Origin of the sequence: Streptomyces sp. NPDC059788 (assembly GCF_042732265.1) — a bacterium.
Taxonomy (GTDB): domain Bacteria; phylum Actinomycetota; class Actinomycetes; order Streptomycetales; family Streptomycetaceae; genus Streptomyces.
Genome location: NZ_JBHWHY010000018.1, coordinates 75,271 through 101,353 on the forward strand (window position 1 = coordinate 75,271; position 26,083 = coordinate 101,353).

Here is a 26,083-nt window from a genome sequence, read left to right on the forward strand (position 1 = left end):
TGGGCCTGCACCTGGCACACACCGGGCACAAGCACTTCGAGCGGTGGTCGCTTGGAGGGGCACCATCCGGAGTTACCTGGCGTAACTTCGATGCCGGTGCAGGAATTTGTCACAGCGCGATAAACCGGAGGACGCTCCGGCGGCCTTCCGTGATGCTGCTGCACACCCAGATCACCGCCTTTGGCATATACCTTTGCGCGCCCCGAAGGGACGCGGCACAAAAAACCGCGGCGCATAACCTCGGCGGCCGAACGGGGCCCGCCCGCCGAAATGGGCGGTCGCCATCGTGACCGGCGGTCGCCGTCGGAACCGGCAGCCGTCGCAGACAACCGGCAGTCGCGGTCGGAACCGCCGCGCGCCGTACACACAGCGCCGCGCAGCCGACGCCCGCGGGGCGCCGCCGCGCGCCATACCCCGCTCCTCCTCAAGGAGTCTCAATGCCCGCATCCCACCTGCGGACCGCCCTGCGACCGGCCCTGCCGGCCCTCGTGCTCCTCTTCCTCGCCATCGCCGCCCAAGCCCGAGCACCCCAACGCGTGCTCTCCTTCCTGGACTTCGGCGCGGGCGTTCTCGCGCTGGTCTCGCTCACCGGAACCGTGCTGTGGGGCCTGGCCGCCACCGACCGGCTGCTGCTGCACTCCGGCCACCGGCTCGTCGCGCAGGCCGTGCACCGCGGCACCGGTGTCGCCGGACTCGGTTTCCTCGCCCTGCACATCGGAGTGAAGATCGCCCGCGGCCGCACGAGCGGCACGGCCGCCGCGGTGCCGTTCGCCGACGGCGGCCGGCCGCTGCTCATCGGCCTCGGCACACTGGCCGGCTACCTCTTCCTCGCGGTGGCGGTGACGGGCGCGGCGCGCGGCGCGTTCACCTCGCGGCGCGGCGCGCGGTGGTGGCGGGTGCTGCACATGGGCGCGTACGCGGCGTGGTGCGCGGCGCTGGTGCACGGGCTGAAGTCGGGCCGCCCGGCCGCCGGTTGGGTGACCACCGGATACATGCTGTGCGTCGCCGTCGTCGCGGTGGGACTCGTACTGCGGCTACGGGCGCCGGAGCGGGCCCAAGTGCCGTACAGCCGAACGCCCGACGCGGATTCCGGCGGCCCCCGCGCCCCGGCCCGAGCGGCCCGGCACTCCCGCGGCGCCCGGCCATGACGTACGGACATGGCGTGTGCCCATGAGGTACGGCCATGAGGTACGGCCATGACGTACGGCTGCGCGCGAAGGGCGCGACGGTATGGCGGTGGGGCGTAACCGTCGTGCCTACGGGGGCGGCTTTTGTGGTCCCCCGGATTCCTCAACGTCTCGTGTATCGGATGGAGTTCCCTGTGGCGCTTCTCGTTCCGGGTACCGCGGTGTCGCTGCCCTCGGACACCACGGTCCCGCTGCCCGGCGTAGGCCGCGCTCCCGCCGCCTCCGGCCCCACCCCCGCCCCCGTTCCCACCGCCGTCCCCCGTCTCGCCGTGATCGGGGCGGCCCGGCTGCTGGCCGGGCTGGGTGGGGGCGGGCGTCTCGGGCGGGTGGCGCACCTCGCCCGGCACGGCAGCCCGCCCGGCCTTTCCGCGGGCGAACTGGTGGCGCTGGCCGAGGACACCGGGCTGCGCGGCCGCGGCGGCGCCGGTTTCCCGTTCGCGCGCAAGCTGAGCGCCGTCATGGAGGGGCAGCGCCGCGCGGACGGCCGGGCCGCTGTCGTCGTCAACGGCAGCGAGGGAGAGCCCAGTTGCCTCAAGGACACGGCACTGCTGCTGTACGCGCCGCACCTGGTGCTGGACGGCGCGCTGCTGGCAGCGCGGGCGCTCGGCGCCGAGGAGGTCGCGGTCGGGGTGACCCGCGCGGACGTGGCCCGCTCGGTACGGCAGGCGATCGCCGAACGGGGGCCGCTGTCCACGCCCGTACGCGCCGAGCTGCTGACGGAACGTTTCGTGACGGGCGAGGGCACGGCGCTCACCGACGGCCTCGGCCGGGGCCCCGGCCTCCCCTCCGGCCGCAAGGTCCGCTCCAGCGAACGCGGCCTGAACGGCCTGCCCACCCTGCTCTCCAACACCGAGACGTACGCTCAGCTCGCCGTCGCCGCGCGCATGGGCGCCCTCGGCTACCGCGCCACGGGCAACCCGGCCGAGCCCGGCACCGTCCTGCTGACCGTGGCCGGCGAACAGGTCGTGGAGGCGCCGACCGGGGTGCCGCTCGCCCGCGTCCTGGCCCGGTGCGGGCTCGGCCCCGGCCAGGGCGTCCTGATCGGCGGCTACCACGGCACCTGGCTGCCGCCGCAGGCCGCCAGTACAGCCCTCCTCTCCCGCGAGGACCTGGCCGCGTACGGCGCGGTGCTCGGGGCGGGAGCGGTGCTGCCGCTGCCGGAGGGGACCTGCCCGGCGGGCGAGACCGTACGGGTCGCGCGCTGGCTGGCCGCCGAGTCCGCCGGGCAGTGCGGGCCCTGTGTGCTGGGTCTGCCCGCCCTCGCCGACGCGCTCGGCCAGGCCGTCGGCGGCGGCGGGCAGCGCGCCCTGGACTCCGTACGGGCCCGGATGCGGGCCGTGGAACGGCGCGGCGCGTGCAGCCACCCCGACGGCACCGCGCGCTTCGTCGCCTCGGCACTGGCCGCCTTTCCCGACGAGTTCGCCAGGCACGCCGACGGGCCCGGCTGCGGCCGTCCCGTGCTCGGCGCGCTGCCGGTCACCGGCGGCGAGACGTACGGCAGCAAAGGCCCGCCCGGCAGCGGACGGCGCGGCGCCCGCGCGGGCAGAACCGCCACCCGGGCCCCCGCCCCCGAACAGCGGCTGATCGTGGACTGGACGCTGTGCCGGGGCCACGGCCTGTGCGCCGACCTCGTACCCGGCATGGTGCGGCTCGGCCCGGACGGCTATCCGGAGCGGGCCGCCATGCCGCTGCCCGCCCGGATGCGCCGGCGCGCGCAGCTCGCGGTGCGCCGCTGCCCGGCGCTCGCCCTGCGCGTCCAGGACGCCGGATGATCACCGATGCCACCATCCGGCCTCCGCACTGACGCCGCGCGAAGGCCGCACGAAAGCCGCGCGAAGGCCGCACGAAGGCCGTACGGGCGCCGTACGGGCGTCACTTCGGCGCGGTTTCTGTCCCTCGATGACAACTTCCGCCCCGCCTGAACACCGGGCCCCCACCCCTCGTACCCCGCAGACAACACACCCGGAACGCCCCCTCGAAGGAGCGCACCATGAGCCGACCCACGCCCCGCCCGACCGACCCGACCGACCCGGCCGCCCTGATCGCCCCGATCGCCCCGTCCGACGCCCAACGGCGGCACGTCGCGCTGGCGGTGACGGCCGCCGCCGTCATGGCGCTCACCACCGCCTGCGGCTCCGGCGACGGCGGATACGCCGCGCCGGTCGCCAACGGCAAGGCCCAGTCGGGCAGCGGGAGTTCCGCCGACTACGGTTCCGGCAACGGCTACGGTGCCGACAGCGGCACGGACAAGGGCCAGGCCGGCGGCGACGGCTACGGCTCGTCGGGCGACAGCAGCCGCCCGGCCGCGATGGGAGCCCCCGCCGAGACCCTGGCCCTGCGCCAGTCCCCCGAGCTGGGCCCCGTAGTGACCGACAGCAAGGGCATGGCCCTCTACCGCTTCGACAAGGACACCGCCAAGCCGCCCAACTCCGCCTGCTCCGGCGCCTGCGCCACCACCTGGCCCCCGGTCCCCGCCGACGACGCCACCGCCGCCTCCGGCATGGCCGCGAGCGCCCTCGGTTCGGTCACCCGCGCCGACGGCACCAAGCAGCTCACGATCGCGGGCTGGCCCGCGTACCGGTACGCCAAGGACACCGCGCCCGGCGACACCAAGGGCCACGGCGTCGGCGGGACCTGGAACGCGTTCGCGCCCGACGGCAAGAAGGCCGCCGCCGGGCCCGCCGCCGACGTGTCCGTCTTCGACCAGCCCAAGCTGGGCAAGCTGCTCGTCGACAAGGCGGGCCGCACGGTCTACCGCTTCACCAAGGACAGCGCCTGGCCGATGAGGTTCGCCTGCAACGGCGCCTGCCTGGACACGTGGAAACCCGTCGGGCCGGCCGACAAGAGCAAACTGGAGGGCGTCCCCGCCAAGCTGATCAGTACGGTCACCCGCCCCGACGGCACCAGGCAGCTGGCGGTCGACTGCTGGCCGGTCTATACCTTCAGCGGCGACAAGCAGCCCGGCGACGTGAACGGGCAGGGGAAGAAGGGCACCTGGTTCGCCGTCTCCCCGGAGGGCAAGAAGATCACTTCGCCGGCGACGGGCTGACCCCGGCCGCCCCCGGCTCCCCGGCGCCGCCCGGAGCCGTCGGGTCCCCCGCGTCCGGCGGGTCCCCCGGGTCCAGGTCCGACGCCAGCACCTCGGCGTCCGGCCGGTCGTCCACGGGCCGCGGGCCCAGCCAGGTCACCGCGAGCGCCACCACCAGGTTCACCGCGAGCGCCACGATCCCCGCGTTCATGCCCCACACCGGGTCGTGCTCGGTGAAGACCAGCCCGCAGACCACCACGAGGCCCACCACCAGGCCGCTGACGGCGCCGTACAGCGTCAGCCGCCGCCACACCAGTCCCAGCAGAATCATCGGTACCAGCTGCGCCATCCCCTCGTACGAGATGAGCGAGAGCCGTACCAGGGTGTTCGGCGCGGTGTACGTCAGCAGCAGCGCCAGCGCGCCCGCCACCACCACGACCACCTGGGACCACAGCTTCTGGCGGTTCGCCAGCCGGGGCACCGCGCCCAGCACGCTCCTGCCCCACATCGTGCCGATGACCAGCATGAACACGGCCATCGGCACGATGGAGGAGAGCGCCGCCGCGACGCCGGTGATCCCCACCAGCCAGGCCGGCAGCGAGTCCACCACCAGCTTGAACAGCGCCAGATTGGAGTCCGCGCCGGTCAGCCCCGGCACGACGAACAGGGCGGCCATGCCCAGCAGCATCGGCACGAACAGCAGCACGTTGTAGAACGGCAGCAGCACCGCGTTGCGCCGCAGGGCATCGGCGCTGCGCGCGCCCAGATAGCCCGCGACGGTCGTCGGGAAGATGACGACGGTGAGGGAGTTGAGGAGGGAGGTGGTGATGAACCAGCCCTGGTCCAGGCCGCCGGACGCGTGGCCGGGGAACGTCAGCCACTGCGGCTTCTCCGCGACGATCCGGTCCAGGAACGGCCCGTACCCGCCGAAGTAGTGCCGCGGCACGTACCAGGCGAGGAACGCCAGCGTCGCGATGACCAGCACGTCCTTGAGGACCGACACCCACGCGCTGCCGCGCAGGCCGCTGACCACGACGAAGAGGGTGGTCACCGCGAAGCCGATGAAGTAGGCCCAGTTCAGGCTGATCGCGCCGTAGGAAATGGTGGTGACGACCACGCCCATGCCGGTGATCTGGAGCTGGATGTACGGCAGCAGGCAGACCGTCGCGAGGATCGCCACCGCCGTGCCGAGCCAGCGCCGCCCGTAGCGGTGCGCCACCAGGTCGGTGATGCCGACCAGGCCGTGCCGTCGCGCGTACGACCAGAGCATCGGGCCGACCACGAAGCCGATGGCGTAGCCGCACGACATGTACGCCAGGACGTAGAGCACCGGGGCACCGAAGTTGTAGCCCCAGCCCGCCGCGCCCAGGTAGCTGAAGCTGGTGTAGCTCTCGCCCGCCATCAGCACCCAGATGAAGACCGTGCCGAGGCTGCGGCCGCCCACCGACCACTCGGCGAGCCCGCCCTCGCGGCGCCGGCCGCCGCGCACCGCCAGCAGGCCCAGGGCCAGCGTCAGCACCATGAACGCCGCGAAGATCGAGGTGGCGACGGTCGCGTTCATACCGCACCCCGCTCGCCCGCCGCCGCCCCGGTCCGCTCGCCGGACCGCCGCGCGGCCCGCTTCCGGTCGCCGCGCCAGGCCAGCCACACCGCGGCGGGCGTCAGCAGGGTCGCGAGCAGCATCCAGAAGACGAGGAAGGGCAGCCCGAGGACGGTCGGTGTCACGCGGTTCACCAGCGGCAGCAGGCCGAGGTAGAGCACGTGGGGGACCAGGAGCCACAGCAGCGTGGGACGTTTCAGCACAGCGGGAGAGCCTATCGGGACGCCGCGCCCGTCAGGCGCCCCCACACCACCAGCCGGTACGCCGAGGAGTACTCGGGCGTGCAGGTCGTCAGCGTCAGGTAGGCGCGCGGCTCGGTGTAGCGGAGGGCCGGGTGGGTGGTGCTGTACGGGACCGGGGCGAGGACGGTGCCGTCGGAGGGCGTGGTGCGCGGCAGGGTCCGGTCGACCGCGTACGTGTAGCGGACGGCGGCGGTCACCACCTCCACCGTGTCGCCGGGCCGCAGCCGGTTGAGGAAGCGGAACGGTTCGCCGTGCGTGTTGCGGTGCCCGGCCAGCGCGAAGTTGCCCTGCTCGCCGGGCTGGGCGGTGTGCGCGTAGTGGCCCGCGTACCCCTTGTTCAGGACGGCCGCCCTGCTGGTGCCCTCGGCGACGGGGACGGTCAGGCCGAGGCGCGGGATGCGCAGGAGCGCGTACGCGTCGTCGCGGCGCGGGCGCGGCGGCGGGTGCTGTTCCAGCGTGCTGCGGAACTCCTGCCGCATGCGGGGGCCGTGCCGCTCCGGCGGCTCCGGCGACTCCGACGGCTCCGGCGCGGCGGGGCCGGGACCGGGACCGGGGCCCGTCCGGGCCGGGCTTTGCGCGTCCCACTGCTGTTCCAGCCGGGCCACCTGGTCGCGTGCGCTCGCCTGTGCCTGCCGGTTGGTCCAGTACAGCTGGTGTACGACCAGCAGCAGGACGAGCACACCGAACGTCACCGCAAGCTCCGCGCCCGCCCACAACGTCCGTACGGCGGGAGGCCGTCGCCGCCGGGCCCGCCCCCGCCCCTGCACCACCACCGGTATCCGCTCGCGCACGCGGTGCACGGTAGGGGCCGGCGCGGAAGACTTCCATAGGCGTGCCGAAGTCGGGCGGCGCCGGTGAGCGTCCGGCTCCCTACCCTCCGAACAGCCGCGACACCGTGTAGATGCACAGCCCGGCCAGCGCGCCGACGACCGTGCCGTTGATCCGGATGAACTGGAGGTCGCGCCCGATGTGCGCCTCGATCTTCTTCGAGGTGTGCTCGGCGTCCCAGCTCGCGACGGTGTCGGTGATCAGCGAGGTGATCTCGTCGCGGTAGGTCGTCACGACATAGACCGCGGCGCCCTCCAGCCAGCCGTCGACCTTGCCCTGGAGCCGCCCGTCCGCGGCCATCCGCTGCCCCAGCGACAGCAGCGCCGCCCGGGTGCGCAGCCGCAGCTCGCTGTGCTCGTCCTCCGCCGCCGCCACGATCATGGTGCGTACGGAGCTCCACGCCGACGCGATCAGGTCCTGCACCTCGCCGCGCCCCAGCACCTCCGACTTCAGCCGCTCGACCCGCTCCCGGGTGTCGGTGTCGGACTGGAGGTCGCTCGCGAAGTCCTTGAGGAAACGGTCCACCGCGCCGCGCGCCGGGTGTTCGGGCATGTCGCGCATCTCGGTGACGAAGCGCAGCAGCTCCTTGTAGACCCGCTCGCCGACCTTGCGGTCCACGAAGCGCGGCGTCCAGCCGGGCGCGCCGCCGGAGACCGCCGTCATCACCGAGTCGCTGTGCTCGGCCAGCCAGTCGTGGGCCCGTACGCACACCAGGTCCACCACCCGCCGGTGCCCGCCGTCCGCGACGACCTTCTCCAGCATCTTGCCGATGCCGGGCGCGACCTCCTGCGCGTCGGCGCGCCGGGTGATGGCCTCGCCGACCACCGCCTGTACGTCGGAGTCGCGCAGCACGGTCAGCGCGCCGCGCAGCGCGGTGGACAGCTCCGCCGTCACCCGGTCCGCGTTCTTCGGTTCGGCGAGCCAGGCGCCCAGGCGGCGGCCGATGCCGACCTTGCGCAGCCGCTGCCGTACGACGTCGCCGGACAGGAAGTTCTCGCCGACGAAGTCGCCGAGGCTGACGCCGAGCTGGTCCTTCTTCGTCGGGATGATCGCGGTGTGCGGGATGGGCAGGCCCAGCGGGCGCTTGAACAGGGCGGTGACCGCGAACCAGTCGGCCAGCGCGCCGACCATGCCGGCCTCGGCCGCCGCCGCCACATATCCCGCCCAGCCGCCCGCCCCGGCGGCCTTCGCCCAGGTGGCGAGGGCGTAGACCAGGGCCACGCCGAGCAGCAGGCCGGTCGCCAGCGTCTTCATGCGCCGTACGCCGCGCCGCTTCTCCTCGTCGGCCGGGCTGTACGGGAAGCCGCCGGGGGGTACCGGTCCGCGGGCACGGGCCGGGCCCGCGTGCGTGCCGCCCGGCGGTGTCCCGCCCGTCGGTGTCCCGCCCGCTCCCGCGGCCGTATCCGCCCCGGGAACCACGTCCGTCTTCGTCCGTTCCATCCGCTCCACCCGCTCGACCCCGTCCGATCCGTACGTACCGCATCTGCCCCGCTCCGTGCCGGTACGTGCGTTCAACTGTGTCCTACTCCGGCGCCGGACCACGAGTTCCCCGTTCCGGTCCGTGTTCCGCACCGGAATGCGGACCGCGGTGCGGCCCCCTGCACCGATCCGCCAGGGCGCCCCTCGGGGCGGCGGACGGCCGTGGCAGCATGAAGGGACCGATCGGACCGCGACGGCGCCGCTGATCGCACGCTGCCCTGTGACCGCCCGGAGCACGCCGCTCCGCCTGCCCCAGGAGACTGTGCCCGGATGTCCACCAGAGTGGGCCGCACCCTGCTCGCCGGCCTGGCGGCGCTCGTGGCGCTGGTCGTCGCCGTGCTCCTGCTGGGTCCGGGCGGCGACGGAACCGACGACTCCGCCGGGGGCGGCCCGGCGCCGGGGGCCGAACGGTGGGCCGGTACGTGGTCGGCCGCGGCGACCGCCGCCGAGCCCGGCACCCTCGACGGCTACGCCGGCATGTCGATACGCAACGTGGTGCACACCAGCATCGGCGGCACCAGCGCCCGTATCCAGCTCTCCAACCTCTACGGCACCCGCCCGCTGCCGGTCAGCCACGCCACCCTCGCCCGCGCCTTCGCACCGGACCACCCGGCGGCCACGCCCGGCACCATGCGGCGGCTGACCTTCTCCGGGCGGCCCGCCGTGACCATCCCGGCGGGCGGCGCGGTCACCAGCGACCCGGTCCAACTGACCGTGCCGCCGGCCGCCGACCTCCTGGTCACCACCTACTCCCCGTCGCCCTCCGGGCCCGCCACCTACCACCCGTACGCCCGGCAGAACTCCTACCTGGCGCGCGGCGACCGCTCCGAGGACACCACCGGCACCGCCTACACCGAGGAGAGCCCGTACTGGCGCTACCTGACCGGCGTGGACGTCCGCGGCCCCCGCACCGAAGGCACGGTCGTCGCCATCGGCGACTCGATCACCGACGGCATCACCTCCACCATGGGCGCCAACCGCCGCTGGACGGACTTCCTGGCCGGCCGGCTGCGCACCGAGCCCGGCGCGCCCCGCTACGGCGTCCTCAACCAGGGCATCAGCGGCAACCGCCTGCTGACCGACGGCAGCCGCTGGTCGCCCAACAACGGGCCGAGCGTGCTGTCCCGGCTGGAGCGCGACGTGCTGTCCCGTACGGGCGTGCGGGCGGTGATCGTCGAGATCGGTCTGAACGACCTGTTCAAATCGCCGCGCCGGCTCGACCCGGAGAAACTGGCGGAGGGGATGCGGGAGATCGGGCGCCAGGCGCGGGCGCGCGGGGTGCGCGTCATCGGCAGCACGCTCACCCCGTTCGGCGGCCACCGCGCCTACCGGCCGCAGCTCGACGCCGTACGGGAAGCGCTCAACGCGAAAATCCGCGCCGGGGAGGTCTACGGGCAGTACGTGGACTTCGACAAGGCGCTGCGCGACCCGGGGGCCCCGGTACGGATGCGGCCCGCCTACGACTCGGGCGACCATCTGCACCCGAGCGACGAGGGCTACCGGGCGATGGCCGACGCGGTCGACCTGCGGCAGCTCAAGGGGCCGGCACCGGCGATGCTGTGAGGCGCGCGAGCACCGGCGAGCACCGCGGACACATCCCGGCCCGTACGCCCGCACCGGCCCGTACGTACGCCCTGCCCCATACGGGCGCCCCGGCCCGCACGCGCCGTCAGCCCAGCTCCTTGCGCCCCCGCTCCGGCGCCTCGCGCCCGCCGGACTCCCCCGGGAGCGCCGACTCCGAGCGCCGCTCGCGCTCCAGCTTGATGCGCTGCTTCTCCATCTTGGAGAGCTTGCGCCGGAACCCGACGCCGCCCATCATCGCGAACCCGGTGACCTTCACGCGCGGCGCGCCCGGATCGCCCGGCGCGCTGTCGTCGGGCTCGAAGCCGCCCATGAAGCCCCAGCCCGTCACCTGCACCTCGACGCCCGGCGGCACCACGACCTCCACGCCGCCCATGAGCGCGAAGCAGCGCAGCGTGACCTCCCCGGCTTCGAAGTTCGCGTCCCGCAGGTCGATCTGGCCGCCCGCCTGGAACACCCCGGCGGTGAAGGTCCGCGGCACCGTCCAGCGCCCCTTGCGCGAGAAGCCGCCCCAGAAGGCGAAGGCCCGGCGCGAGGTCGGCTCGCCGCCGATCCGCTCGCGCCAGCCGAGCGCCCCGGACCCGGCGGACCGGGTCTGCGGCACGCCGCCCTCGAACGTCTGGGGCAGGTCCGCGACCAGCGGCCGCAGCGCGCCGACCGTACGCGCCTGGTACGTCGCGGTCAGCCGCTCGTCGAACTCCTCCATCGCCAGGCGCCCTTCGGCCAGGGCGTCGCGCAGGATTGCGGCGACCTGTTCGCGGTCGGCGTCCGAAGCGCGCAGATCGGGGAGTTCATCAGTCATACGGACAGATTAATGCCTCACCGTGCCGCGCTGTCCGCGCTGTTCGCACTGTCGGCGTACATACGGGAGATGACCTCCTCGATGTCCGGCTCCCGCACCGACAGGTCCACCAGGGGATAGCGTTCGGCCACCGCCGAGACGACCGGCGCCGCGCTCTGCGCGGCCGGGAACGCCAGCCACTGGCGCGGCCCTTCGACCTTGACCGTACGGGCGCCGGGCACGCCCTCGATCGGCGGCAGTTCGCGTTCCAGGTCCACCACCAGCGTCCGTTCGCCGCGGCCGACGGCGTGCAGCCCGTCCAGGCCGCCGTCGTACACCAGCCGCCCGTGGTCGATGACCATCACCCGGCGGCACAACTGCTCGATGTCGGTGAGGTCGTGGGTGGTCAGCAGGACGGTGGTGCCCCGCTCGGCGTTCACCTCGCGCAGGAACCCGCGGACCCTGGCCTTGCTGATGACGTCCAGGCCGATGGTCGGCTCGTCGAGGTAGAGCACCTCCGGGTCGTGCAGCAGGGCCGCCGCGATGTCGCCGCGCATCCGCTGCCCGAGCGAGAGCTGCCGCACCGGCACCGGCAACAGCGGCCCCAGGTCGAGCAGTTCGACGCAACGTTCCAGATTGCGGCGGTACGCGGCCTCCGGAATCCGGTACATCCGCCGCACCAGCTCGTAGGAGTCCTTCAGCGGCAGGTCCCACCACAGCGTCGTACGCTGCCCGAAGACCACCCCGACGCGGCGCGCGAGCCGGGTGCGCTCGCGCGCGGGGTCGATGCCCGCCACCCGCAGCCGCCCCCCGCTGGGCACCAGGATGCCGGTGAGCATCTTGACGGTGGTGGACTTGCCCGCGCCGTTCGGTCCGATGTAGCCGACCATCGCGCCGCGCGGCACGCTGAAGCTGATCCCGTCGACGGCGCGCACCTCCTCGCGCACCCGGCGCAGCCGTCCCGCCTTGCGCCGTACGTGGAAGACCTTCTCGACGCCGTCCAGTTCGATGAATCCGGGCTCCTCACCGGACGGCCCGGGGCCGGGCGTCCGCGCACGCCGCTCCTCGGCCCGGGGAGCCGCCCCGTCCCCGGCCCGCTCCGGGTCCCGCACCGTGTCCCCCGCACCGCCCCGCATACCGTCCCTCAACTTCCCGTGCTCCGATAGTTGCGCAGTCCCGTCCGCCAGGCCAGCCATGCCAGAGCGCACATCGCCGCCGCCACCGCGGGCCCCAGGAAGTCCACCCAGCCCGGCAGCCCGAGGGGGTCGTCACGGCCCAGCAGCCGCAGCGCGGGCAGCCAGTTGACGAAGGCGAGCGGTACGACGAAGGTGACGCCGCGCACCAGGTCCTTGGCGAAGACGGTGGGCGGGTACTGCAGCATCGTCGTCCCGCCGTACGTGAACGAGTTCTGCACCTCGGCGGCGTCCTGCGCGACGAACTGGAACGCGGCCCCGATGGTGAAGACCGCCCCGAAGATCACCGCGCCGCACAGCAGCATCAGCGGCACCAGCAGCACCTTGCCCGGCGTCCAGGCCACCTCCAGCCGGGTCAGCGCCCAGCCCAGCACCAGGACCGCCTGGGTGATCCGGCCGAGCCGGCGCAGCGCGAAGCGGTCCGCGGCGACCTGCGCGAAGACCGGTACCGGCCGGACCAGCAGGACGTCCACCGTGCCGTCCCTGACCCGGACACCGAGCCGGTCCATGCTGCCCAGCACCAGGTCCGCCAGGCCCAGCGCGGCACTGGACGTGCCGTACAGGAACGCCACCTCGGGCAGTGTGAAGCCGCCGAGGACCGTGATGTGCGAGAACATCAGCAGGATGGCGAGGAAGTCCAGGCCGGTGGCGGCGAAGTTGCCGAACGCGGTCAGCAGGAAGGACGCCCGGTAGGCGAGCGTGGAGCGTACCCACATCGCCGCGATCAGCCCGTACGCCCGCAGGCCCTCCCCCAGCCGCGCGACCGCCCCGGCGCCCACCCCTTCCTCAGCCACCCTGCACCACGACCTTGCGCGTCGCCACGGACTGCACCAGCCGCCCGGCCGCCAGCAGCACCGCCGCCCACCCCGCCTGGAAGGCCAGCGCGCCCGCCACGCCCGCGCCGTCGTGCACACCGAGCAGCACATCGGCCGGCACCTGGAGCATCGAGGCCCACGGCAGCAGCCGTACGGCCTCGCCGAAGCCGCCGGGGAAGACGTTCAGCGGCAGCACCATCCCCGAGCAGAACATGCACAGCAGCCCGGCGACCATCCCCACACCCGCGCCGTCCAGCAGCCAGAAGGACGTCAGCGCCACGAGATAGCGCAGCGCGAAGCCCACCACCACGCCTAGCGCCACCGACACCAGGAACAGCAGCCAGGTCACCGGGGAGGCGGGCAGCGCCGAGGGAAAGGCCAGGGCGCCCACCGCCATCGGCACCAGGCCCCGGCCGAACAGCTGGAAGGCGGCCCGCCCCAGGTCCGCGGCCAGCCACCACGCCTGCAGGTCGGCGGGCCGGTGCAGGTCGACGGCGATGTCCCCGCTGCGGATACGCTCCTGCAGGTCGTCCAGGCCGCCGCCGATCAGCAGGCCGGTGGCGGCCAGCAGCGTCTGGCCGGTCCAGACGAAGGTCAGCGCCTGTGCCTGGTCGTAGCCGCCCAGGTGGGGGCGCTCGGACCACAGGGCGATGTAGGTGTAGGCGAGGATGAAGCCGAAGACGGTGTTGGTGAAGACGCCGGAGACGGTGGCGATACGGTACGTGGCATACCGCCGGAAGCTGCCGGCCGCGACGGCTGCGTACAACACCGCGGGCGCCTCCCGTACCTGACAGTGCGCCGGCTGGGCGCGGGAAGACGAGAGCCTAGCCGGGGCGGGCGGTGGCCGGCCACGCATTTATTCACCCGTTCCAGTGAGCTGTACACCCCATTCGGCCGGTCACGGAGCGGTCACAGGTGCGCGCCGCCCCTCGTGAGCGAAGGGCATGATGCGAGAGTTTCTTATCGGGCGACAGTTCCTTTTCCGGCTTTGGGCGCGAATCACCCGACACGTCACCGATCCGCCGCGGTACAACCCTCGGCGGCGGCCGAGGAGTCCATACAGACATGAGTGACGATCCGCAGCAGGACGGCAAGGCCGCCCCCCGCGTACCCCGGTGGGCCGCACGCTCCGCGCTGCCACCGGCCGCGGACGGGGGCGACGGCCCGGAGGTCCCCCTCGCGGACGGCGGCAAGGGCGGCAAGGCCCGGCCGCGGCGCACGGGCTGGCGGCGCGTCATTCCCACCTGGCGGATGGTGGTGGGCGGCGCGCTGCTCGTCCTGCTGCTGATCGCGGGCGGCCTCGCCGCCGGATACGTCCTCGTCGACATCCCCGCCGCCAACTCGTCCGCGCAGGCCCAGAGCAACGTCTACCTGTACGCGGACGGCAGCCAGATCGCCCGCGACGGCAAGGTCAACCGCGAGAACGTGCCGCTGAGCCAGGTCCCGAAGACCACCCAGGAAGCCGTTCTGGCCGCCGAGGACCGCGATTTCTACTCCGAGTCCGCCGTCGACCCCGTCGCCATGCTCCGCGCCGCCTGGAACACCGTCACCGGCAAGGGCAAGCAGTCCGGCTCCACCATCACCCAGCAGTACGTGAAGAACTACTACCTCGGCCAGGAACAGACCATCACCCGCAAGGCCAAGGAGTTCTTCATCTCGATCAAGCTGGACCGCGAGCGCAGCAAGTCCGAGATCCTCGAGGGCTACCTCAACACCAGCTACTACGGCCGCAACGCCTACGGCATCCAGGCCGCCGCCCAGGCGTACTACAGCAAGAACTCCGACAAGCTCACCACCGCCGAGGGCGCCTACCTCGCCACCCTGCTCAACGCCCCCAGCGCGTACGACGTCGCCACCCACCCCGAGAACCGGCAGCGCGCCCTCGACCGCTGGAACTACGTCCTGGACGGCATGGTCAAGAAGAAGTGGATCAGCGAGACCGAACGGGCCACGCTGAAGTTCCCCACGCCGGGCAAGGCCAAGCCGCCCACCGGGCTGTCCGGGCAGCGCGGCTACCTCGTCGAAGCGATCAAGGACTATCTGACCAACAACAAGATCATCGATGATCAGACGCTGGCGACGGGCGGCTACCGCATCACCACCACCCTCGACCGGAAGCGGCAGGACGCCCTGGTCGACGCCGTCGACGAGAAGCTGACGGACCGGCTCGGCGACTCGAAGGCGGACCGCTACGTACGGGCCGGCGGCGCCTCCATCGACCCCGCCACCGGCAACGTCGTGGCCATGTACGGCGGCATCGACTACGCCAAGCAGTACGTCAACAGCGCCACCCGCCGCGACTACCAGGTCGGCTCGATCTTCAAGCCGATCGTCTTCGCCTCCGCCGTCGCCAACAACGCCGTCACCCAGTCCGGCAGCAGGATCACCCCGAACACGGTCTACGACGGCACCAACAAGCGCGAGGCGGTCAACAACGGCCGGCGCACCGGCTTCGCCCCCGAGAACGAGGACGGCCGCTCCTACGGCCCGATCACCGTCTCCACCGCCACCGACAAATCCGTCAACGCCGTCTACGCCCAGATGGGTGTCGACGTCGGCCCCCGGAAGGTCAAGGAGACCGCCGTCGACCTCGGCATCCCCAAGAACACCCCGGGCCTCGACTCCTCCCAGGGCGCCATCGCCCTCGGCACCGCCACCCCCAGCGTGCTGGACATGACCCAGGCGTACGCGACCCTCGCCAACCACGGCAGGCAGCGCGCGTACAGCCTCGTCGCCAAGGCCACCAAGGGCGGCGAGGCCGTCGAACTGCCGGACCGCGGCGAGAAGACCGCGGTGCCCCGCAACGCCGCGGACACCACCACCTCCATCCTGCGCAGCGTCATCGAGAGCCCCGGCGGCACCGGCGCCGCCGCCCGCGCCGCCGGACGGCCCGCGGCCGGCAAGACCGGCACCGCGGAGGAGGACAAGGCCGCCTGGTTCGCGGGCTACACCCCCGACCTGGCCACCGTCGTCGGCGTACTGGGCCAGGACCCGGACACCGGCGCGCAGAAACCGCTGTACGGCGCGGCGGGCCTGCCCCGGATCAACGGCGGCGGCTTCCCCGCCGAGATCTGGGCGGAGTACACCGCGACGGCCCTGGACGGCAAGCCCGCCAAGGACTTCGACCTGGACCTGGAGGAGGGCGCGAGCCAGGTCCCCTCCGAGTCGCCGAACACGCCCAGCGAGTCGCCGAGCACCAGCGCGGCACCGCCGACGGACTCCGCACCGCCCACGGGCCCGACCGGCGGACCGCCGACCAGCGGGCCGACCACGGCCCCCGGCCCCAGCTTCCCGACGTTCCCGACCGAGGAGCCGACGACCGGCCCCACCGAGGACTGGCCCACCGTGGAACCGCCCACCGGAGGCGCCGAGGGCGGCGTCAACGGGGGCCGGGGCGGGGTCGGCGGCGGGGTCGGCGGGGCCGGCAACGGGTACGGAGGAGGCGTCGGGGGCTGGGAGGACTTCCCGGGGACGTGAGGTCCGGGGCGTGCGGTGCGCGGGGCGTACGCGGGGGCGCGGAACCCCGGGCGGGCGCGGGCTCCGCGCCCTGGGCGTGCGGGCTCCGGGCCCGGCCGGATCACCGGATCAGTGGCCGGACGTCATCTTCAGCCCCACCACCGACACCAGCAGCAAGCAGATGAAGAAGATCCGCGCGGCGGTGGCGGGCTCGCCCAGCACCAGCATCCCCACGACCGCCGCGCCGGCCGCCCCGATACCGACCCAGACGCCGTACGCGGTACCGATCGGCAGCGTACGGGCGGCGTACGAGAGCAGCAGCATGCTGGCGACGATGCCCGCGCCGGTGAAGACACTGGGCCACAGCCGGGTGAAACCGTCCGTGAACTTCATGCCGATCGACCAGCCGACCTCCAGCAGACCGGCGACGGCGAGCAGAATCCATGCCATGACGGCACCTCCGTGAAAACGAGTTTCTCCAGGGGTGCGTCGTCTTGTCGTGACCCGGTACGGCGCGTCTCGTCGGGATGCTTCCGACCCTAGCAAAAGGCACGCAAAACGGGCGGTGACCCCGGTCACCGCCCGCTCTCACATCCGTACCGCCGGGCCGCTCGCCGTACCGCTACAGATACAGCCCCGTCGCGTCCTCGGAGCCCTCCAGGCGCTCCGCCGCCACCGCGTGCAGATCCCGCTCGCGCATGAGCACGTACGCGACACCGCGCACCTCGACCTCGGCCCGGTCCTCCGGGTCGTACAGCACCCGGTCGCCGGGCTCCACGGTCCGTACGTTCTGCCCCACCGCGACCACCTCGGCCCAGGCCAGGCGGCGGCCGACCGCCGCGGTCGCCGGAATGACGATGCCGCCGCTGGAACGGCGCTCGCCCTCGGCGATGTCGGTACGGACCAGCACCCGGTCGTGCAGCATCCGGATGGGCAGCTTGTCGTGGGTGTCCTTGGCGTTATTCGGGCTCACGGCAAGACCGTACCTGTCCGCACGCCCCGGCATCGCCCGCCCTGCTAACGCCGGCGCCGGGAGCCCACCACGAGGAGCCCGACGACGGCCACGCCGATCATCGCCAGCGGCACCACCCGCTCCATACGGGGCGCGCCGTCCTCCGACACGAGCTGGGCACGGATGTCCGAGACCGCGCGGTTGGCGGCCACGTACGCCCGCCCCGCCGTCCGGTCCACGGCCGCCGCCGTTTTGGCCTTGGCGTCCCCCATGATCGTCTTCGGGTGCAGCCGCACACCGATCTCGTCCAGCGTGACGGCGAGCTCCCGCCGCCTGCTGGCGATGTCCTTCTCGATCTGCGCAGGGGTCCTGGCTTCCGACACCGCGCTGCCTCCGGTCGTCTCGATCGGTCTTCCGTGCGGACAGTCTGTCAGCACCACCGCCCCCGCGCCCCACAGCACCCCCTTTTCGGGCGGCTCAGTAATCTCGGGACGTAGCGCAATCCGGGTGCGCGACCCCTCGCGCACCCGTCCCCCGTACGTGATCCACGCGTGCTGCCCACTGACGCCCCAAGGAGAGCCATGAGCGAGCGACTGCAGCCCGGCGACACCGCCCCCGCCTTCACCCTCCCCGACGCGGACGGCAAGCAGGTCTCGCTCGCCGACCACCAGGGCCGCAAGGTCATCGTCTACTTCTACCCGGCCGCGCTGACCCCCGGCTGCACCAAGCAGGCCTGCGACTTCACCGACAACCTCGACTTCCTGGCCGGCCACGGCTACGACGTCATCGGCATCTCCCCCGACAAGCCGGAGAAGCTCGCGAAGTTCCGCGAGAAGGAGGAACTGTCGGTCACCCTGCTCGGCGACCCCGACAAGGAGGTCCTCACGGCGTACGGCGCCTTCGGCGAGAAGAAGCTGTACGGCAAGGTCGTGACCGGGGTCATCCGCTCCACGGTGATCGTCGACGAGGAGGGCAAGGTCGAGCGGGCGCTGTACAACGTGAAGGCCACCGGCCACGTCGCCAAGATCATCAAGGATCTGGGGCTGTAGCGAGCCGGGCTCGGAGCCGGTACGGGGCCCCGGGCGGGCGCCCGTACCGGCGTTCCCGGCCGCCGCCTACGAGGCCGCCACCGCGCCCCGGTCCCCCGCCCGGTCCCGCTCCGGCTCCGCCTCCACCGGCTCCGGCAGCTCCAGCACCGCCTCGGCGCCGCCGCCCTCGGCCGTACCGAACACCAGCCGGCCGCCCAGCACCTCCGCCTGCCCGGCCGCGATCGTCAGCCCCAGGCCGTGCCCCGTACCGCGCTCCGGAGCCGCCGTACGGAAGCGGCGCGGCCCCTCCGCGCACAGCTCCGGCGGATACCCCGGCCCGTGGTCGCGCACGACGATCCGCACCCCCTCGACCCGGACCTCCACCGGCGGCCGCCCGTGCTTGACCGCGTTCGCCAGCAGATTGACCAGCACCCGCTCCACCCGGCGCCGGTCGGTCTCCACCACCCGCGCCGGTTCCACCACGACGACCTCGACGCCCTCGATGCCGCGCACCCGCTCCACGCGCCCCACGATGCCCCGCACCAGCGACGGCAGGTCCACCGCGTCCAGCTGCGCGGACTCCACACCCGCGTCCAGCCGCGACACCTCCAGCAGATCCTCGACCAGATTGCGCATCGTCTGCGCCCGGTCCCGCACCAGCTCGACGGCCCGCTCGTGCGGCAACAGCTCGGCTGCCGCCACCAGCCCCGCCACCGGCGTCCGCAGCTCGTGCGCCACATCCGCGGTGAACTTGCGCTCCGCCTCCACCCGCGCCGCCAGCGACGTCGCCATGTGGTGCACCGAACGGCCCAGCTCGGCCACCTCGTCCCGGCCACCCGCCGCCAGCGCCTTCGCGTCCGGCGGCTCGCCCGCCGCGATCCGGCGCGCCGCGGCCGCGCTGTGCCGCAGCCGCCGCGACAGCCGCTGCGAGACGAACCACGACACGCCGGCCATCAGCACCACCGTGCCGATGCCCGCGATCAGCAGCGCCCGGTCCAGCGTCTCCTGGGCCGGATCGTTGTCCGGGAACGCCGCCGACACCGACAGCGTCCGCGGCCGCGCGGCGGAACCCCCGCCCACACCGGTCGCCGCCCACACCCGCGGGTCCTCGCCCTGGCTCACGTACGTACCGGACTTGCCGTCGACGACCGCGGCGTGCAACGGCCCCGGCAGCGTCGCGTCGTCCAGCTGCGCGCCCAGCGCCAGCGTGCCGTCCCGCTCATAGATCTGCAGGGCCGAACTGAGCCGGTCGTCCTGATAGGAGCGCGCCGAACGCTCCCGCTCCGCGCCCGCGATGTGGTGCACCGCGAAGCCGAGCACCACCACCGCCAGCGCCGTCACACACGAAATGGCCAGGGCGATCCGGCCTCGGATGCCCATCACGCGAGGTTGTACATCTCCGTCGAGTCACCGAGCGGCGTCGAGCCCTCGTACGTCACCTCCAGCCCCGTGAAGGCCCGCGCGCCGTCCACCGTCTTCGCCCCGTACAGCCGGAACGTCGCCGGGAAACCGGCGTCCGCGCCCGCCCCCGCGGCGGCCTTCTCCACCTGCACCACGCCCCTGCCCTCGGCCTCCGAGGTGCCGTACCGGTCCCAGGTGATGCCGGTCGCCACCATGCCCGCGTCCGCACACGTCAACGTGATGACCTGCGGCTTGATCTCCGGCTCGCCGAAGCCGCAGTCGCGCACCCCGGGCAGCCCGCCGGACGCCCTGGCCGACGCCTTCACGTCCTGCACCGCCGACGTCTTCGGCGCCGCGTCCACCGCCGACGCGCGGTCCGCCGCCTGGCTGAACCACACCCCGCCCGCCGCCAGCGCGGTGACCGCGGCGAAGGTCGCCAGGGCGGTACGCCCGCTGAACCGGCGGGAGCCTTCGCGGTCGGTCATCAACTTCTCCTTCCGGGGCAGCGGCCCCGTGCCGGCGCAGAACGGACCACCACGGCCGAACGCGGCACGCGCGCGCGGAACGAGGTACACGCACGCGAGGTATCAGCAGAGCGAACGGTTCGGAGCATAAGGGCGGTTTCGATACACGCAACTCTCCCCTCCCCGCCACACAGGCTGATTGCCCGGACACCTCGGTGACCACTCGGCTGTGTACCAGTCCTGTAACAGCGGCCCTCCGCCCCCTGGCGAAAAGCAGCCCAAAACCGGGAGATATCACTGCTCCGGACGGCGCACGCCACGTGACGTACATCGCGTTGTGGGGTCAGAGTGGTTTGAGTCGCGCTCCAGTGCGCAGGCGCACCTGTCGTACGACCACCTTTGTGATCACTGGCATCCGCCGCGGGCCCACCCGGCCGCGAGGACGCCGCGACCGCTGCGACCCCTGCCGCGCATCGAGCGCGCTGACCGACCGAGAGGACTCGACTCGTGCCGACCGGCAGCACCGAAGCCGAACCCACGACCGACCGGGACCCGGAGGCGTTCAAACGCCACAGAAACCTGTTCCGGGCCGTCGCCCGCCGCCGCAACCCCCGGCTGCGGCGCACCGACATCACGGTGACCGACGAGCGCGTCGTCAAACGCGCCGTGAAGGCCGCCGCGCTCGGCAACGCCATGGAATGGTTCGACTTCGGCATCTACAGCTATCTCGCGGTCACCATCGGAAAGGTGTTCTTCCCCGGCGGCAGCGACACGGTCAGCCTGCTGTCCTCGTTCGCCACCTTCGCCGTCGCCTTCCTCGTGCGGCCCATCGGCGGCGCGTTCTTCGGGCCGCTCGGCGACCGTATCGGCCGCAAGAAGGTCCTCGCACTCACCATGATCATGATGGCCGCGGGCACCCTGTGCATCGGCCTGATCCCCTCCTATGCCGCCATCGGCCTGTGGTCCCCCGTACTGCTGATCGTCTTCCGTATGATCCAGGGCTTCTCCACGGGCGGTGAGTACGGCGGCGCCTCGACGTTCATCGCCGAGTACGCGCCCGACAAGAAGCGCGGCTTCTTCGGCAGCTTCCTGGAGATGGGCACCCTGGCCGGCTACACCGGCGCCGCCGGCCTGGTCCTGATCCTCAACACCACGCTCGGCGACGCCGCCATGCACGACTGGGGCTGGCGCATCCCGTTCCTGGTCGCCGGACCGCTCGGCCTGGTCGGTCTCTACCTGCGGATGAAGCTCGACGAGACCCCCGCCTTCCAGAAGCTGGAGGCCGCCCAGACCCACAACGGCGACGCCTCCCTCACCGAGACCGAGAACGACTTCTCCCACCTCTCGGAGAACGCCCCCAAGAAGAAGCTCGGCGAGATCTTCTCCCAGCAGTGGCCGATGCTGATCCTGTGCATCGCGCTGGTCGGCGCGTACAACATCTGCCACTACATGCTGCTGTCCTACATGCCGACCTACCTGACCGACACCCTCCACTACGACGAGGCGCACGGTCTGCTGATCGTCATCGGCACCATGATCGTCCTGATGTGCATCATCAGCTCCGTCGGCCGGCTCAACGACCGCTTCGGCCGCAAGCCGCTGCTGATGACCGGCATGCTGGGCTTCTTCGTCCTCTCCGTCCCGGCGTTCCTGCTGGTCAAGGCGGGCAGCCTGGCCGCGATCATCCCCGGCATGCTGATGCTCGGCCTCTCCCTGGTCTGCCTCCTGGGCACCATGTCCGCCGCGCTGCCCGCCCTCTTCCCCACCAGCGTCCGCTACGGCTCCCTGTCCATCGGCTACAACCTCGCCGTCTCCCTCTTCGGCGGCACCACCCCGCTGGTCATCACCGCCCTCATGGACGCCGCCGGCGGCAACGACATGGTCCCCGCCTACTACGCCATGGGCGCCGCCCTGGTCGGCGCCATCGCCGTCGCCTGCATGAAGGAAACCGCCCAACAGCCCCTGGAGGGCTCCCCGCCCGCAGTGGCCACCAAGGAAGAAGCCGTGGAAATCGTCACGGCCCAGTCCCCGGACCCGCGGTTCTGACCCCCTTCGCACTGCGCGTCGCGGCCCTCGCCCTTGTTGGGCGGGGGTCGCGGTCGTTTTTTTGGGTTTTTGGGCTGTTCGGCGTAACCGGGAGAGGGGTGGGGGCGTTGGGGAGTTCGAGGGTGCAACACACAGCCGAGAGACATCACGGGGGTTCACATGCCGGTCAGTCCCTATACCCGGGAGCGCTTGAGCGAGGCGGCGGCTTCGTCTCGTACGTTGTCGGAGGCGTTGGTCAAATTAGGGGTGGATCCGAAGGGTTCGCGGCGTACTTACCTCCGTGAGCGCATGAGGTTGATGAAAATCGACACCTCGCACTTCGCGAGCGAGGGCGCACGCTGGACCAAAGAAGTACTGGAGCCCGCAGTGGCCTCCTCCACGAATGTCTGTGAAGTACTGCGGTACCTCGGCATCGAGGAGGTGGGCGGCCACCACACCCACATCAGCCGCCGGATCCGGGCGCTGGGGATCGACACCTCGCACTTCACGGGCAAGAGCCGCACCAGGCGGGCCACCCGGCACCGCTCCGATGCCGGTCTGCTGGTGGAGATGCCGGCCGCAGGTGCCCGCCGGGTGCCGAGCAACCGCTTGAAGACGGCGATGCTGGCCCGCGGCGCCACGGACGAGTGCACGCTGTGCGGCACGGGTCCGAACTGGCGCGGCGGCACCATCCCGCTGGAGATCGACCACATCGACGGCAATTGGCGGAACAACCGGATGGAGAATCTCCGGATTCTCTGCCCCAACTGCCATTCAGTGACGGACTCCTATCGCGGACGCGCCAAAAGGGCTCGGAGCGCGCTGGCGGGTGTACGGCGATGAGCAGCGGTGTGCGTTACACCAGGGAACTGCTCGACGAGGCCGCTCGCCGCTGCAAGAACATCGACGAAGTCATCGCCTTCGTCGGCGTCCGCCCCTACCAGCAGGTCCGGAGGTACATTCTCCGGCGCTTCGCCCACTTCGGCATCGACGTTTCGCACTTTGAAGCCGTGGGACGGGGCCACCCGCGCCCCACGAAGGCGGCGCTCCAGGAGGCCGTGACCTCCTCCTGTTCCGTGGCGGCAGCTCTACGACATGTGAACCGGGCATCGAACTGTTGCACGCGCAAGCAGTTCCGGCGTTGGACCGCCGAGTACGGCATCGACACCAGCCACTTCCTGGGCCAGGCCCACCAACGGGGAAAGGTGACGCACAACAGGAAATCAGCTCACGAAGTACTCAAGAAACAGGACACCGGGCGCCGCGCCGGCACATCGCAACTGCGACGGGCATTGCTGGAGAACGGTCTCGCCGACCAGTGCGCGGTGTGCGGAACCGGCCCGGTGTGGCACGGCCGGCCGATGACGCTGGAGATCGACCACATCAACGGTGACTGGAGCGACAACCGGCCCGAGAACCTCCGCCTGCTGTGCCCCAACTGTCATGCGGCGACCAGCACCTGGTGCAGGGGAGGCAACCCTCGTCGCAGAGCCCGTTGATCCGTCCGTATCCCACTGAAGCCGCCAGCCGGTACCATGGCTGGCGGCTGGTGGCCGTGGCGGAATGGCAGACGCGCGCCGGTTTAGGTCCGGGTGAGCTTAGCTCGTGTGGGTTCGAATCCCACCGGCCACACTGGGCAGAAGGGCTGCCCCTCAGGGAGGGGCAGCCCTTCTGCTTGCCTCAGCCCAACAACTCCCGCACCACCGGCACCAGCTCCCGGAACGCCTTGCCGCGGTGGCTGATGGCGTTCTTCTCGTCGGCGGTCAGTTCGGCGCAGGTGCGGGTGTCGCCGAGGGGCTGGAGGACGGGGTCGTAGCCGAAGCCGCCGGCGCCGGCGGGGGTGTGGCGGAGGGTGCCTTCGAGGCGGCCCTCGACGACGCGTTCGGTGCCGTCGGGCAGGGCCAGTGCCGCGGCGCACGCGAAGTGGGCCGCGCGGTGGCCGTCGGCGATGTCGGAGAGCTGGGCGAGGAGCAGGTCGAGGTTGGCCGCGTCGTCGCCGTGCCGGCCCGCCCAGCGGGCGGAGAAGATGCCGGGCGCGCCGCCGAGGACGTCGACGCACAGGCCGGAGTCGTCGGCGACGGCCGGGTGGCCGGTGGCCCGGGCGAGGGCGTGGGCCTTGAGCAGGGCGTTCTCGGCGAAGGTGACGCCGGTTTCCTTGACGTCGGGGATGTCCGGGTACGTGTCGGCGCCGACCAGTTCGACGTCGAGGTCGGCGGCGGCCAGGATGGCGCGGAGTTCGGTGATCTTTCCGGCGTTGCGGGTGGCGAGAATCAGGCGCTTCATGAGGCCCGATTATCCCGATGTGCAGGTCTTGGTGAGTGCCCCGGCCGCGTCGCGCAGCGGGGACAGGTCGGGGGCCTTGCCGTCGCGTACGGCGTCGTCGACCTTGTCCAGGGCGTTGGACAGGCCGTCGAGGGCCTTTTGCACGTCCGGGTCGTCCGTCGCCTTCTGGATTTTGTCGAGGTCCTTGTCGAGCCGGTCGAGGGCGCGCTGGGCGTCCTGGGGGCTGTCGGCGGCGTTGCCCAGGTCCTGGGCGAGGGAGTCCAGGTCGTTGACGAACGTCGTGGCGACCTTGGCGCAGCCGACGGCCTTGTCGACGGCTCCGCAGGCGGCGAGGAGGGGGACGGCGAGGGCGGCCGCCGCCAGGACGGCCGCGGTGGTGGCCGCCGGGCGGCGGCCTGCGGTTCGGCGGAGTGCGGTGCGGCGGCGCAGTGCCATGGAACGGTCCTCCCCTGTTGGTACGGCGCACGGGCGGTGCACCGGTATTGGGGAGAACGCCGTCCGGCGTCCTTTGGTTGCCAGGGTGGTGGGGGCGGGGGCGCCCGCCCCGCGCGTCACATCAGGCCGGTCTGGGTGAACAGCATGGCCAGGACGACGACGAGCGTCCAGCCGGCGAGGTGTTCCAGCAGGTTGGAGTCGCCCTTGGGGCCGCCGGTGCGGGCCCGGGACGCGGAGGCGGGGGCGTCGGCTGCGGCAGCCGTGGCAGCGGAAGTGGACATGGGGTCCACGGTGCGCGGCCCGCTGCCGTATTCCTAGAGACGCAGATCCCACGAGGGAAAGCTCACAGGGCGCGGCACGGGGCGCGTGCCCGGCAGGGCCCGCGCCGCGGCCGCGCCGGGCGTCACAGGGTGCGGGCGAGTGCCTCGCGCTGGGCGGCGTCCAGGGTGGCGCAGCCGTCCACGGCCAGGTCGAGGAGCGAGTTGAGCTCCGCGCGGGCGAAGGGCTCGGCCTCGGCGGTGCCCTGGACCTCGACGAAGCGGCCGTCGCCGGTGCAGACGACGTTCATGTCGGTCTCGGCGCGCACGTCCTCCTCGTAGCAGAGGTCGAGCATCGGTACGCCGCCGACGATGCCGACGCTGACGGCGGAGACGGTGCCGATGAGCGGCTGGCGGCCGGCCTTGACGGTCTTCTTGGCCTGCGCCCAGGCGATGGCGTCGGCCAGCGCGACGTACGCGCCGGTGATGGCGGCGGTGCGGGTGCCGCCGTCGGCCTGGAGGACGTCGCAGTCCAGGACGACGGTGTTCTCGCCGAGGGCCTTGAAGTCGATGACGGCGCGCAGCGAGCGGCCGATGAGGCGGGAGATCTCGTGCGTACGGCCGCCGATCTTGCCGCGGACGGACTCGCGGTCGCCGCGGGTGTTGGTGGAGCGCGGCAGCATCGAGTACTCGGCGGTGACCCAGCCCTCGCCGCTGCCCTTGCGCCAGCGCGGGACGCCCTCGGTGAGGGAGGCGGTGCAGAAGACCTTGGTGTCGCCGAAGGAGATCAGTACGGAGCCTTCGGCGTGCTTGCTCCAGCCGCGTTCCATGGTGACGGGGCGGAGCTGGTCGGGGGTGCGGCCGTCGATACGAGACATGGCCCCGACCCTATCGGCTCCGTGAAGGGGCTCGTTCCGGCACGGGCGAGGGGTGAGGCAGGGGGCGGGCACGGGGCCGGGCAGGGAGGGCGGGCACAGGACCGGGCACGGGGCAGGGCGGGGGCGGGGCAGAGCAGGGCCGGTTTCGTCCGGGGACCCGCGCCAGTTGT

The 26,083-nt window shown here is 72.5% G+C and carries 26 protein-coding genes, 1 tRNA gene and 1 riboswitch; of the genes, 10 read left to right on the forward strand and 17 right to left on the reverse strand.

Going from position 1 to position 26,083, the window contains the following annotated elements; genetic code table 11:
- Positions 1 to 437 precede the first annotated feature (437 nt).
- From ACFV57_RS17565 to ACFV57_RS17575, 3 genes are all read left to right on the forward strand, one after another.
- The gene (locus tag ACFV57_RS17565; RefSeq protein WP_385232272.1) at positions 438 to 1,148 is read left to right on the forward strand and encodes a hypothetical protein; all 711 of its coding nucleotides are present in this window, start codon (positions 438 to 440) and stop codon (positions 1,146 to 1,148) included.
- A 308-nt stretch (positions 1,149 to 1,456) separates the two neighbouring features.
- On the forward strand, positions 1,457 to 2,959 hold the full coding sequence (locus ACFV57_RS17570; protein ID WP_385232535.1) for an NADH-ubiquinone oxidoreductase-F iron-sulfur binding region domain-containing protein: 1,503 nt from the start codon (positions 1,457 to 1,459) through the stop codon (positions 2,957 to 2,959).
- 338 nt (positions 2,960 to 3,297) lie between these two features.
- The gene (locus ACFV57_RS17575) at positions 3,298 to 4,236 is read left to right on the forward strand and encodes an SCO0930 family lipoprotein (protein ID WP_385232538.1); all 939 of its coding nucleotides are present in this window, start codon (positions 3,298 to 3,300) and stop codon (positions 4,234 to 4,236) included.
- On the opposite strand, the gene ACFV57_RS17580 is transcribed toward ACFV57_RS17575, so the two are convergent.
- From ACFV57_RS17580 to ACFV57_RS17595, 4 genes are all read right to left on the reverse strand, one after another.
- Positions 4,214 to 5,776, reverse strand: a complete 1,563-nt coding sequence (locus ACFV57_RS17580; RefSeq protein ID WP_385232275.1) for a sodium:solute symporter — start codon at positions 5,774 to 5,776, stop codon at positions 4,214 to 4,216. The two genes, ACFV57_RS17575 and ACFV57_RS17580, sit on opposite strands and share 23 nt — an antisense overlap.
- Entirely contained in the window at positions 5,773 to 6,018 is a 246-nt protein-coding gene (locus ACFV57_RS17585) for a DUF3311 domain-containing protein (protein WP_385232278.1), read from the reverse strand. Before ACFV57_RS17585 ends, ACFV57_RS17580 begins: the two co-directional genes overlap by 4 nt.
- Before the next feature lie 11 nt (positions 6,019 to 6,029).
- Positions 6,030 to 6,848 carry a class E sortase gene (locus ACFV57_RS17590; RefSeq protein WP_385232281.1) on the reverse strand — a complete coding sequence of 273 codons (819 nt, stop codon included), beginning with the start codon at positions 6,846 to 6,848 and terminating at the stop codon, positions 6,030 to 6,032.
- A gap of 79 nt (positions 6,849 to 6,927) precedes the next feature.
- Positions 6,928 to 8,325, reverse strand: coding sequence for a DUF445 domain-containing protein (locus ACFV57_RS17595; protein ID WP_385232541.1), 1,398 nt, complete (start codon positions 8,323 to 8,325; stop codon positions 6,928 to 6,930).
- 309 nt (positions 8,326 to 8,634) lie between these two features.
- On the opposite strand from ACFV57_RS17595, the gene ACFV57_RS17600 reads away from it, so the two are divergent.
- Positions 8,635 to 9,927 carry an SGNH/GDSL hydrolase family protein gene (locus ACFV57_RS17600; protein ID WP_385232284.1) on the forward strand — a complete coding sequence of 431 codons (1,293 nt, stop codon included), beginning with the start codon at positions 8,635 to 8,637 and terminating at the stop codon, positions 9,925 to 9,927.
- A gap of 106 nt (positions 9,928 to 10,033) precedes the next feature.
- Here ACFV57_RS17600 and ACFV57_RS17605 read toward each other — a convergent pair whose 3' ends face one another.
- The 4 genes from ACFV57_RS17605 to ACFV57_RS17620 all read right to left on the reverse strand — a co-directional run bounded on the left by ACFV57_RS17605 (position 10,034) and on the right by ACFV57_RS17620 (position 13,503).
- Entirely contained in the window at positions 10,034 to 10,747 is a 714-nt protein-coding gene (locus tag ACFV57_RS17605) for a DUF1707 domain-containing protein (RefSeq protein WP_385232287.1), read from the reverse strand.
- A 17-nt stretch (positions 10,748 to 10,764) separates the two neighbouring features.
- Entirely contained in the window at positions 10,765 to 11,874 is a 1,110-nt protein-coding gene (locus tag ACFV57_RS17610; protein ID WP_385232290.1) for an ATP-binding cassette domain-containing protein, read from the reverse strand.
- The gene (locus tag ACFV57_RS17615) at positions 11,871 to 12,635 is read right to left on the reverse strand and encodes an ABC transporter permease (protein ID WP_385232544.1); all 765 of its coding nucleotides are present in this window, start codon (positions 12,633 to 12,635) and stop codon (positions 11,871 to 11,873) included. The genes ACFV57_RS17610 and ACFV57_RS17615 overlap by 4 nt, the downstream gene beginning before the upstream one ends.
- Before the next feature lie 70 nt (positions 12,636 to 12,705).
- Positions 12,706 to 13,503: an ABC transporter permease gene (locus tag ACFV57_RS17620; RefSeq protein WP_385232293.1), complete on the reverse strand. Its 798-nt coding sequence runs from the start codon at positions 13,501 to 13,503 to the stop codon at positions 12,706 to 12,708.
- 296 nt (positions 13,504 to 13,799) lie between these two features.
- Between ACFV57_RS17620 and ACFV57_RS17625 the strand changes: the two genes are divergently transcribed.
- Entirely contained in the window at positions 13,800 to 16,211 is a 2,412-nt protein-coding gene (locus ACFV57_RS17625) for a transglycosylase domain-containing protein (RefSeq protein ID WP_385232296.1), read from the forward strand.
- Between the two features lie 108 nt (positions 16,212 to 16,319).
- Here ACFV57_RS17625 and ACFV57_RS17630 read toward each other — a convergent pair whose 3' ends face one another.
- The 3 genes from ACFV57_RS17630 to ACFV57_RS17640 all read right to left on the reverse strand — a co-directional run bounded on the left by ACFV57_RS17630 (position 16,320) and on the right by ACFV57_RS17640 (position 17,525).
- The gene (locus ACFV57_RS17630) at positions 16,320 to 16,640 is read right to left on the reverse strand and encodes a DMT family transporter (RefSeq protein WP_385232299.1); all 321 of its coding nucleotides are present in this window, start codon (positions 16,638 to 16,640) and stop codon (positions 16,320 to 16,322) included.
- A 33-nt stretch (positions 16,641 to 16,673) separates the two neighbouring features.
- Positions 16,674 to 16,739: riboswitch (guanidine-III (ykkC-III) riboswitch) on the reverse strand.
- Between the two features lie 73 nt (positions 16,740 to 16,812).
- Complete coding sequence (locus tag ACFV57_RS17635) at positions 16,813 to 17,115, reverse strand: GroES family chaperonin (RefSeq protein ID WP_385232547.1); 303 nt, start codon at positions 17,113 to 17,115, stop codon at positions 16,813 to 16,815.
- A gap of 92 nt (positions 17,116 to 17,207) precedes the next feature.
- Positions 17,208 to 17,525, reverse strand: coding sequence for a DUF3618 domain-containing protein (locus tag ACFV57_RS17640; RefSeq protein WP_385232302.1), 318 nt, complete (start codon positions 17,523 to 17,525; stop codon positions 17,208 to 17,210).
- A 198-nt stretch (positions 17,526 to 17,723) separates the two neighbouring features.
- Between ACFV57_RS17640 and bcp the strand changes: the two genes are divergently transcribed.
- Positions 17,724 to 18,191 (forward strand): thioredoxin-dependent thiol peroxidase, encoded by a 468-nt coding sequence (bcp, locus tag ACFV57_RS17645; protein ID WP_385232305.1) that lies wholly within the window; start codon positions 17,724 to 17,726, stop codon positions 18,189 to 18,191.
- A 66-nt stretch (positions 18,192 to 18,257) separates the two neighbouring features.
- Here bcp and ACFV57_RS17650 read toward each other — a convergent pair whose 3' ends face one another.
- The gene (locus ACFV57_RS17650) at positions 18,258 to 19,550 is read right to left on the reverse strand and encodes an ATP-binding protein (protein WP_385232308.1); all 1,293 of its coding nucleotides are present in this window, start codon (positions 19,548 to 19,550) and stop codon (positions 18,258 to 18,260) included.
- The gene (locus ACFV57_RS17655; RefSeq protein ID WP_385232311.1) at positions 19,550 to 20,056 is read right to left on the reverse strand and encodes a hypothetical protein; all 507 of its coding nucleotides are present in this window, start codon (positions 20,054 to 20,056) and stop codon (positions 19,550 to 19,552) included. The genes ACFV57_RS17650 and ACFV57_RS17655 overlap by 1 nt, the downstream gene beginning before the upstream one ends.
- A 486-nt stretch (positions 20,057 to 20,542) precedes the next feature.
- Between ACFV57_RS17655 and proP the strand changes: the two genes are divergently transcribed.
- The 4 genes from proP to ACFV57_RS17675 all read left to right on the forward strand — a co-directional run bounded on the left by proP (position 20,543) and on the right by ACFV57_RS17675 (position 23,692).
- On the forward strand, positions 20,543 to 22,081 hold the full coding sequence (gene proP, locus ACFV57_RS17660; RefSeq protein ID WP_385232314.1) for a glycine betaine/L-proline transporter ProP: 1,539 nt from the start codon (positions 20,543 to 20,545) through the stop codon (positions 22,079 to 22,081).
- Between the two features lie 159 nt (positions 22,082 to 22,240).
- Positions 22,241 to 22,903 carry an HNH endonuclease signature motif containing protein gene (locus ACFV57_RS17665; protein WP_385232317.1) on the forward strand — a complete coding sequence of 221 codons (663 nt, stop codon included), beginning with the start codon at positions 22,241 to 22,243 and terminating at the stop codon, positions 22,901 to 22,903.
- Positions 22,900 to 23,559, forward strand: coding sequence for an HNH endonuclease signature motif containing protein (locus tag ACFV57_RS17670; RefSeq protein ID WP_385232320.1), 660 nt, complete (start codon positions 22,900 to 22,902; stop codon positions 23,557 to 23,559). Before ACFV57_RS17665 ends, ACFV57_RS17670 begins: the two co-directional genes overlap by 4 nt.
- 50 nt (positions 23,560 to 23,609) lie before the next feature.
- Positions 23,610 to 23,692 (forward strand) — tRNA-Leu (locus ACFV57_RS17675).
- 48 nt (positions 23,693 to 23,740) lie between these two features.
- Here the strand turns inward: ACFV57_RS17675 and rdgB are convergent.
- The 4 genes from rdgB to rph all read right to left on the reverse strand — a co-directional run bounded on the left by rdgB (position 23,741) and on the right by rph (position 25,913).
- Complete coding sequence (gene rdgB / locus ACFV57_RS17680) at positions 23,741 to 24,343, reverse strand: RdgB/HAM1 family non-canonical purine NTP pyrophosphatase (RefSeq protein WP_385232322.1); 603 nt, start codon at positions 24,341 to 24,343, stop codon at positions 23,741 to 23,743.
- 9 nt (positions 24,344 to 24,352) lie between these two features.
- Entirely contained in the window at positions 24,353 to 24,778 is a 426-nt protein-coding gene (locus ACFV57_RS17685) for a hypothetical protein (RefSeq protein WP_385232325.1), read from the reverse strand.
- Positions 24,779 to 24,894: 116 nt separating this feature from the next.
- Entirely contained in the window at positions 24,895 to 25,059 is a 165-nt protein-coding gene (locus ACFV57_RS17690) for an SCO1431 family membrane protein (RefSeq protein WP_385232328.1), read from the reverse strand.
- A 122-nt stretch (positions 25,060 to 25,181) separates the two neighbouring features.
- On the reverse strand, positions 25,182 to 25,913 hold the full coding sequence (rph, locus tag ACFV57_RS17695) for a ribonuclease PH (protein WP_385232331.1): 732 nt from the start codon (positions 25,911 to 25,913) through the stop codon (positions 25,182 to 25,184).
- Between the last annotated feature and the right edge of the window lie 170 nt (positions 25,914 to 26,083).

What these genes read in the sequence shown, in the direction of transcription:
- bcp (WP_385232305.1), top strand. Translation starts at nt 17,724, where the DNA reads ATGAGCGAGCGACTGCAGCCCGGCGACACCGCCCCCGCCTTCACCCTC.
- ACFV57_RS17655 (WP_385232311.1), bottom strand. Translation starts at nt 20,056, where the DNA reads ATGACCGACCGCGAAGGCTCCCGCCGGTTCAGCGGGCGTACCGCCCTG.
- ACFV57_RS17605 (WP_385232287.1), bottom strand. Translation starts at nt 10,747, where the DNA reads ATGACTGATGAACTCCCCGATCTGCGCGCTTCGGACGCCGACCGCGAA.
- ACFV57_RS17595 (WP_385232541.1), bottom strand. Translation starts at nt 8,325, where the DNA reads ATGGAACGGACGAAGACGGACGTGGTTCCCGGGGCGGATACGGCCGCG.
- ACFV57_RS17630 (WP_385232299.1), bottom strand. Translation starts at nt 16,640, where the DNA reads ATGGCATGGATTCTGCTCGCCGTCGCCGGTCTGCTGGAGGTCGGCTGG.
- ACFV57_RS17665 (WP_385232317.1), top strand. Translation starts at nt 22,241, where the DNA reads ATGCCGGTCAGTCCCTATACCCGGGAGCGCTTGAGCGAGGCGGCGGCT.
- ACFV57_RS17565 (WP_385232272.1), top strand. Translation starts at nt 438, where the DNA reads ATGCCCGCATCCCACCTGCGGACCGCCCTGCGACCGGCCCTGCCGGCC.
- ACFV57_RS17580 (WP_385232275.1), bottom strand. Translation starts at nt 5,776, where the DNA reads ATGAACGCGACCGTCGCCACCTCGATCTTCGCGGCGTTCATGGTGCTG.
- rph (WP_385232331.1), bottom strand. Translation starts at nt 25,913, where the DNA reads ATGTCTCGTATCGACGGCCGCACCCCCGACCAGCTCCGCCCCGTCACC.
- ACFV57_RS17615 (WP_385232544.1), bottom strand. Translation starts at nt 12,635, where the DNA reads ATGTGGGTACGCTCCACGCTCGCCTACCGGGCGTCCTTCCTGCTGACC.
- ACFV57_RS17600 (WP_385232284.1), top strand. Translation starts at nt 8,635, where the DNA reads ATGTCCACCAGAGTGGGCCGCACCCTGCTCGCCGGCCTGGCGGCGCTC.
- rdgB (WP_385232322.1), bottom strand. Translation starts at nt 24,343, where the DNA reads ATGAAGCGCCTGATTCTCGCCACCCGCAACGCCGGAAAGATCACCGAA.
- ACFV57_RS17690 (WP_385232328.1), bottom strand. Translation starts at nt 25,059, where the DNA reads ATGTCCACTTCCGCTGCCACGGCTGCCGCAGCCGACGCCCCCGCCTCC.
- ACFV57_RS17575 (WP_385232538.1), top strand. Translation starts at nt 3,298, where the DNA reads ATGGCGCTCACCACCGCCTGCGGCTCCGGCGACGGCGGATACGCCGCG.
- ACFV57_RS17650 (WP_385232308.1), bottom strand. Translation starts at nt 19,550, where the DNA reads ATGGGCATCCGAGGCCGGATCGCCCTGGCCATTTCGTGTGTGACGGCG.
- ACFV57_RS17670 (WP_385232320.1), top strand. Translation starts at nt 22,900, where the DNA reads ATGAGCAGCGGTGTGCGTTACACCAGGGAACTGCTCGACGAGGCCGCT.
- ACFV57_RS17635 (WP_385232547.1), bottom strand. Translation starts at nt 17,115, where the DNA reads ATGCTGCACGACCGGGTGCTGGTCCGTACCGACATCGCCGAGGGCGAG.
- ACFV57_RS17685 (WP_385232325.1), bottom strand. Translation starts at nt 24,778, where the DNA reads ATGGCACTGCGCCGCCGCACCGCACTCCGCCGAACCGCAGGCCGCCGC.
- ACFV57_RS17625 (WP_385232296.1), top strand. Translation starts at nt 13,800, where the DNA reads ATGAGTGACGATCCGCAGCAGGACGGCAAGGCCGCCCCCCGCGTACCC.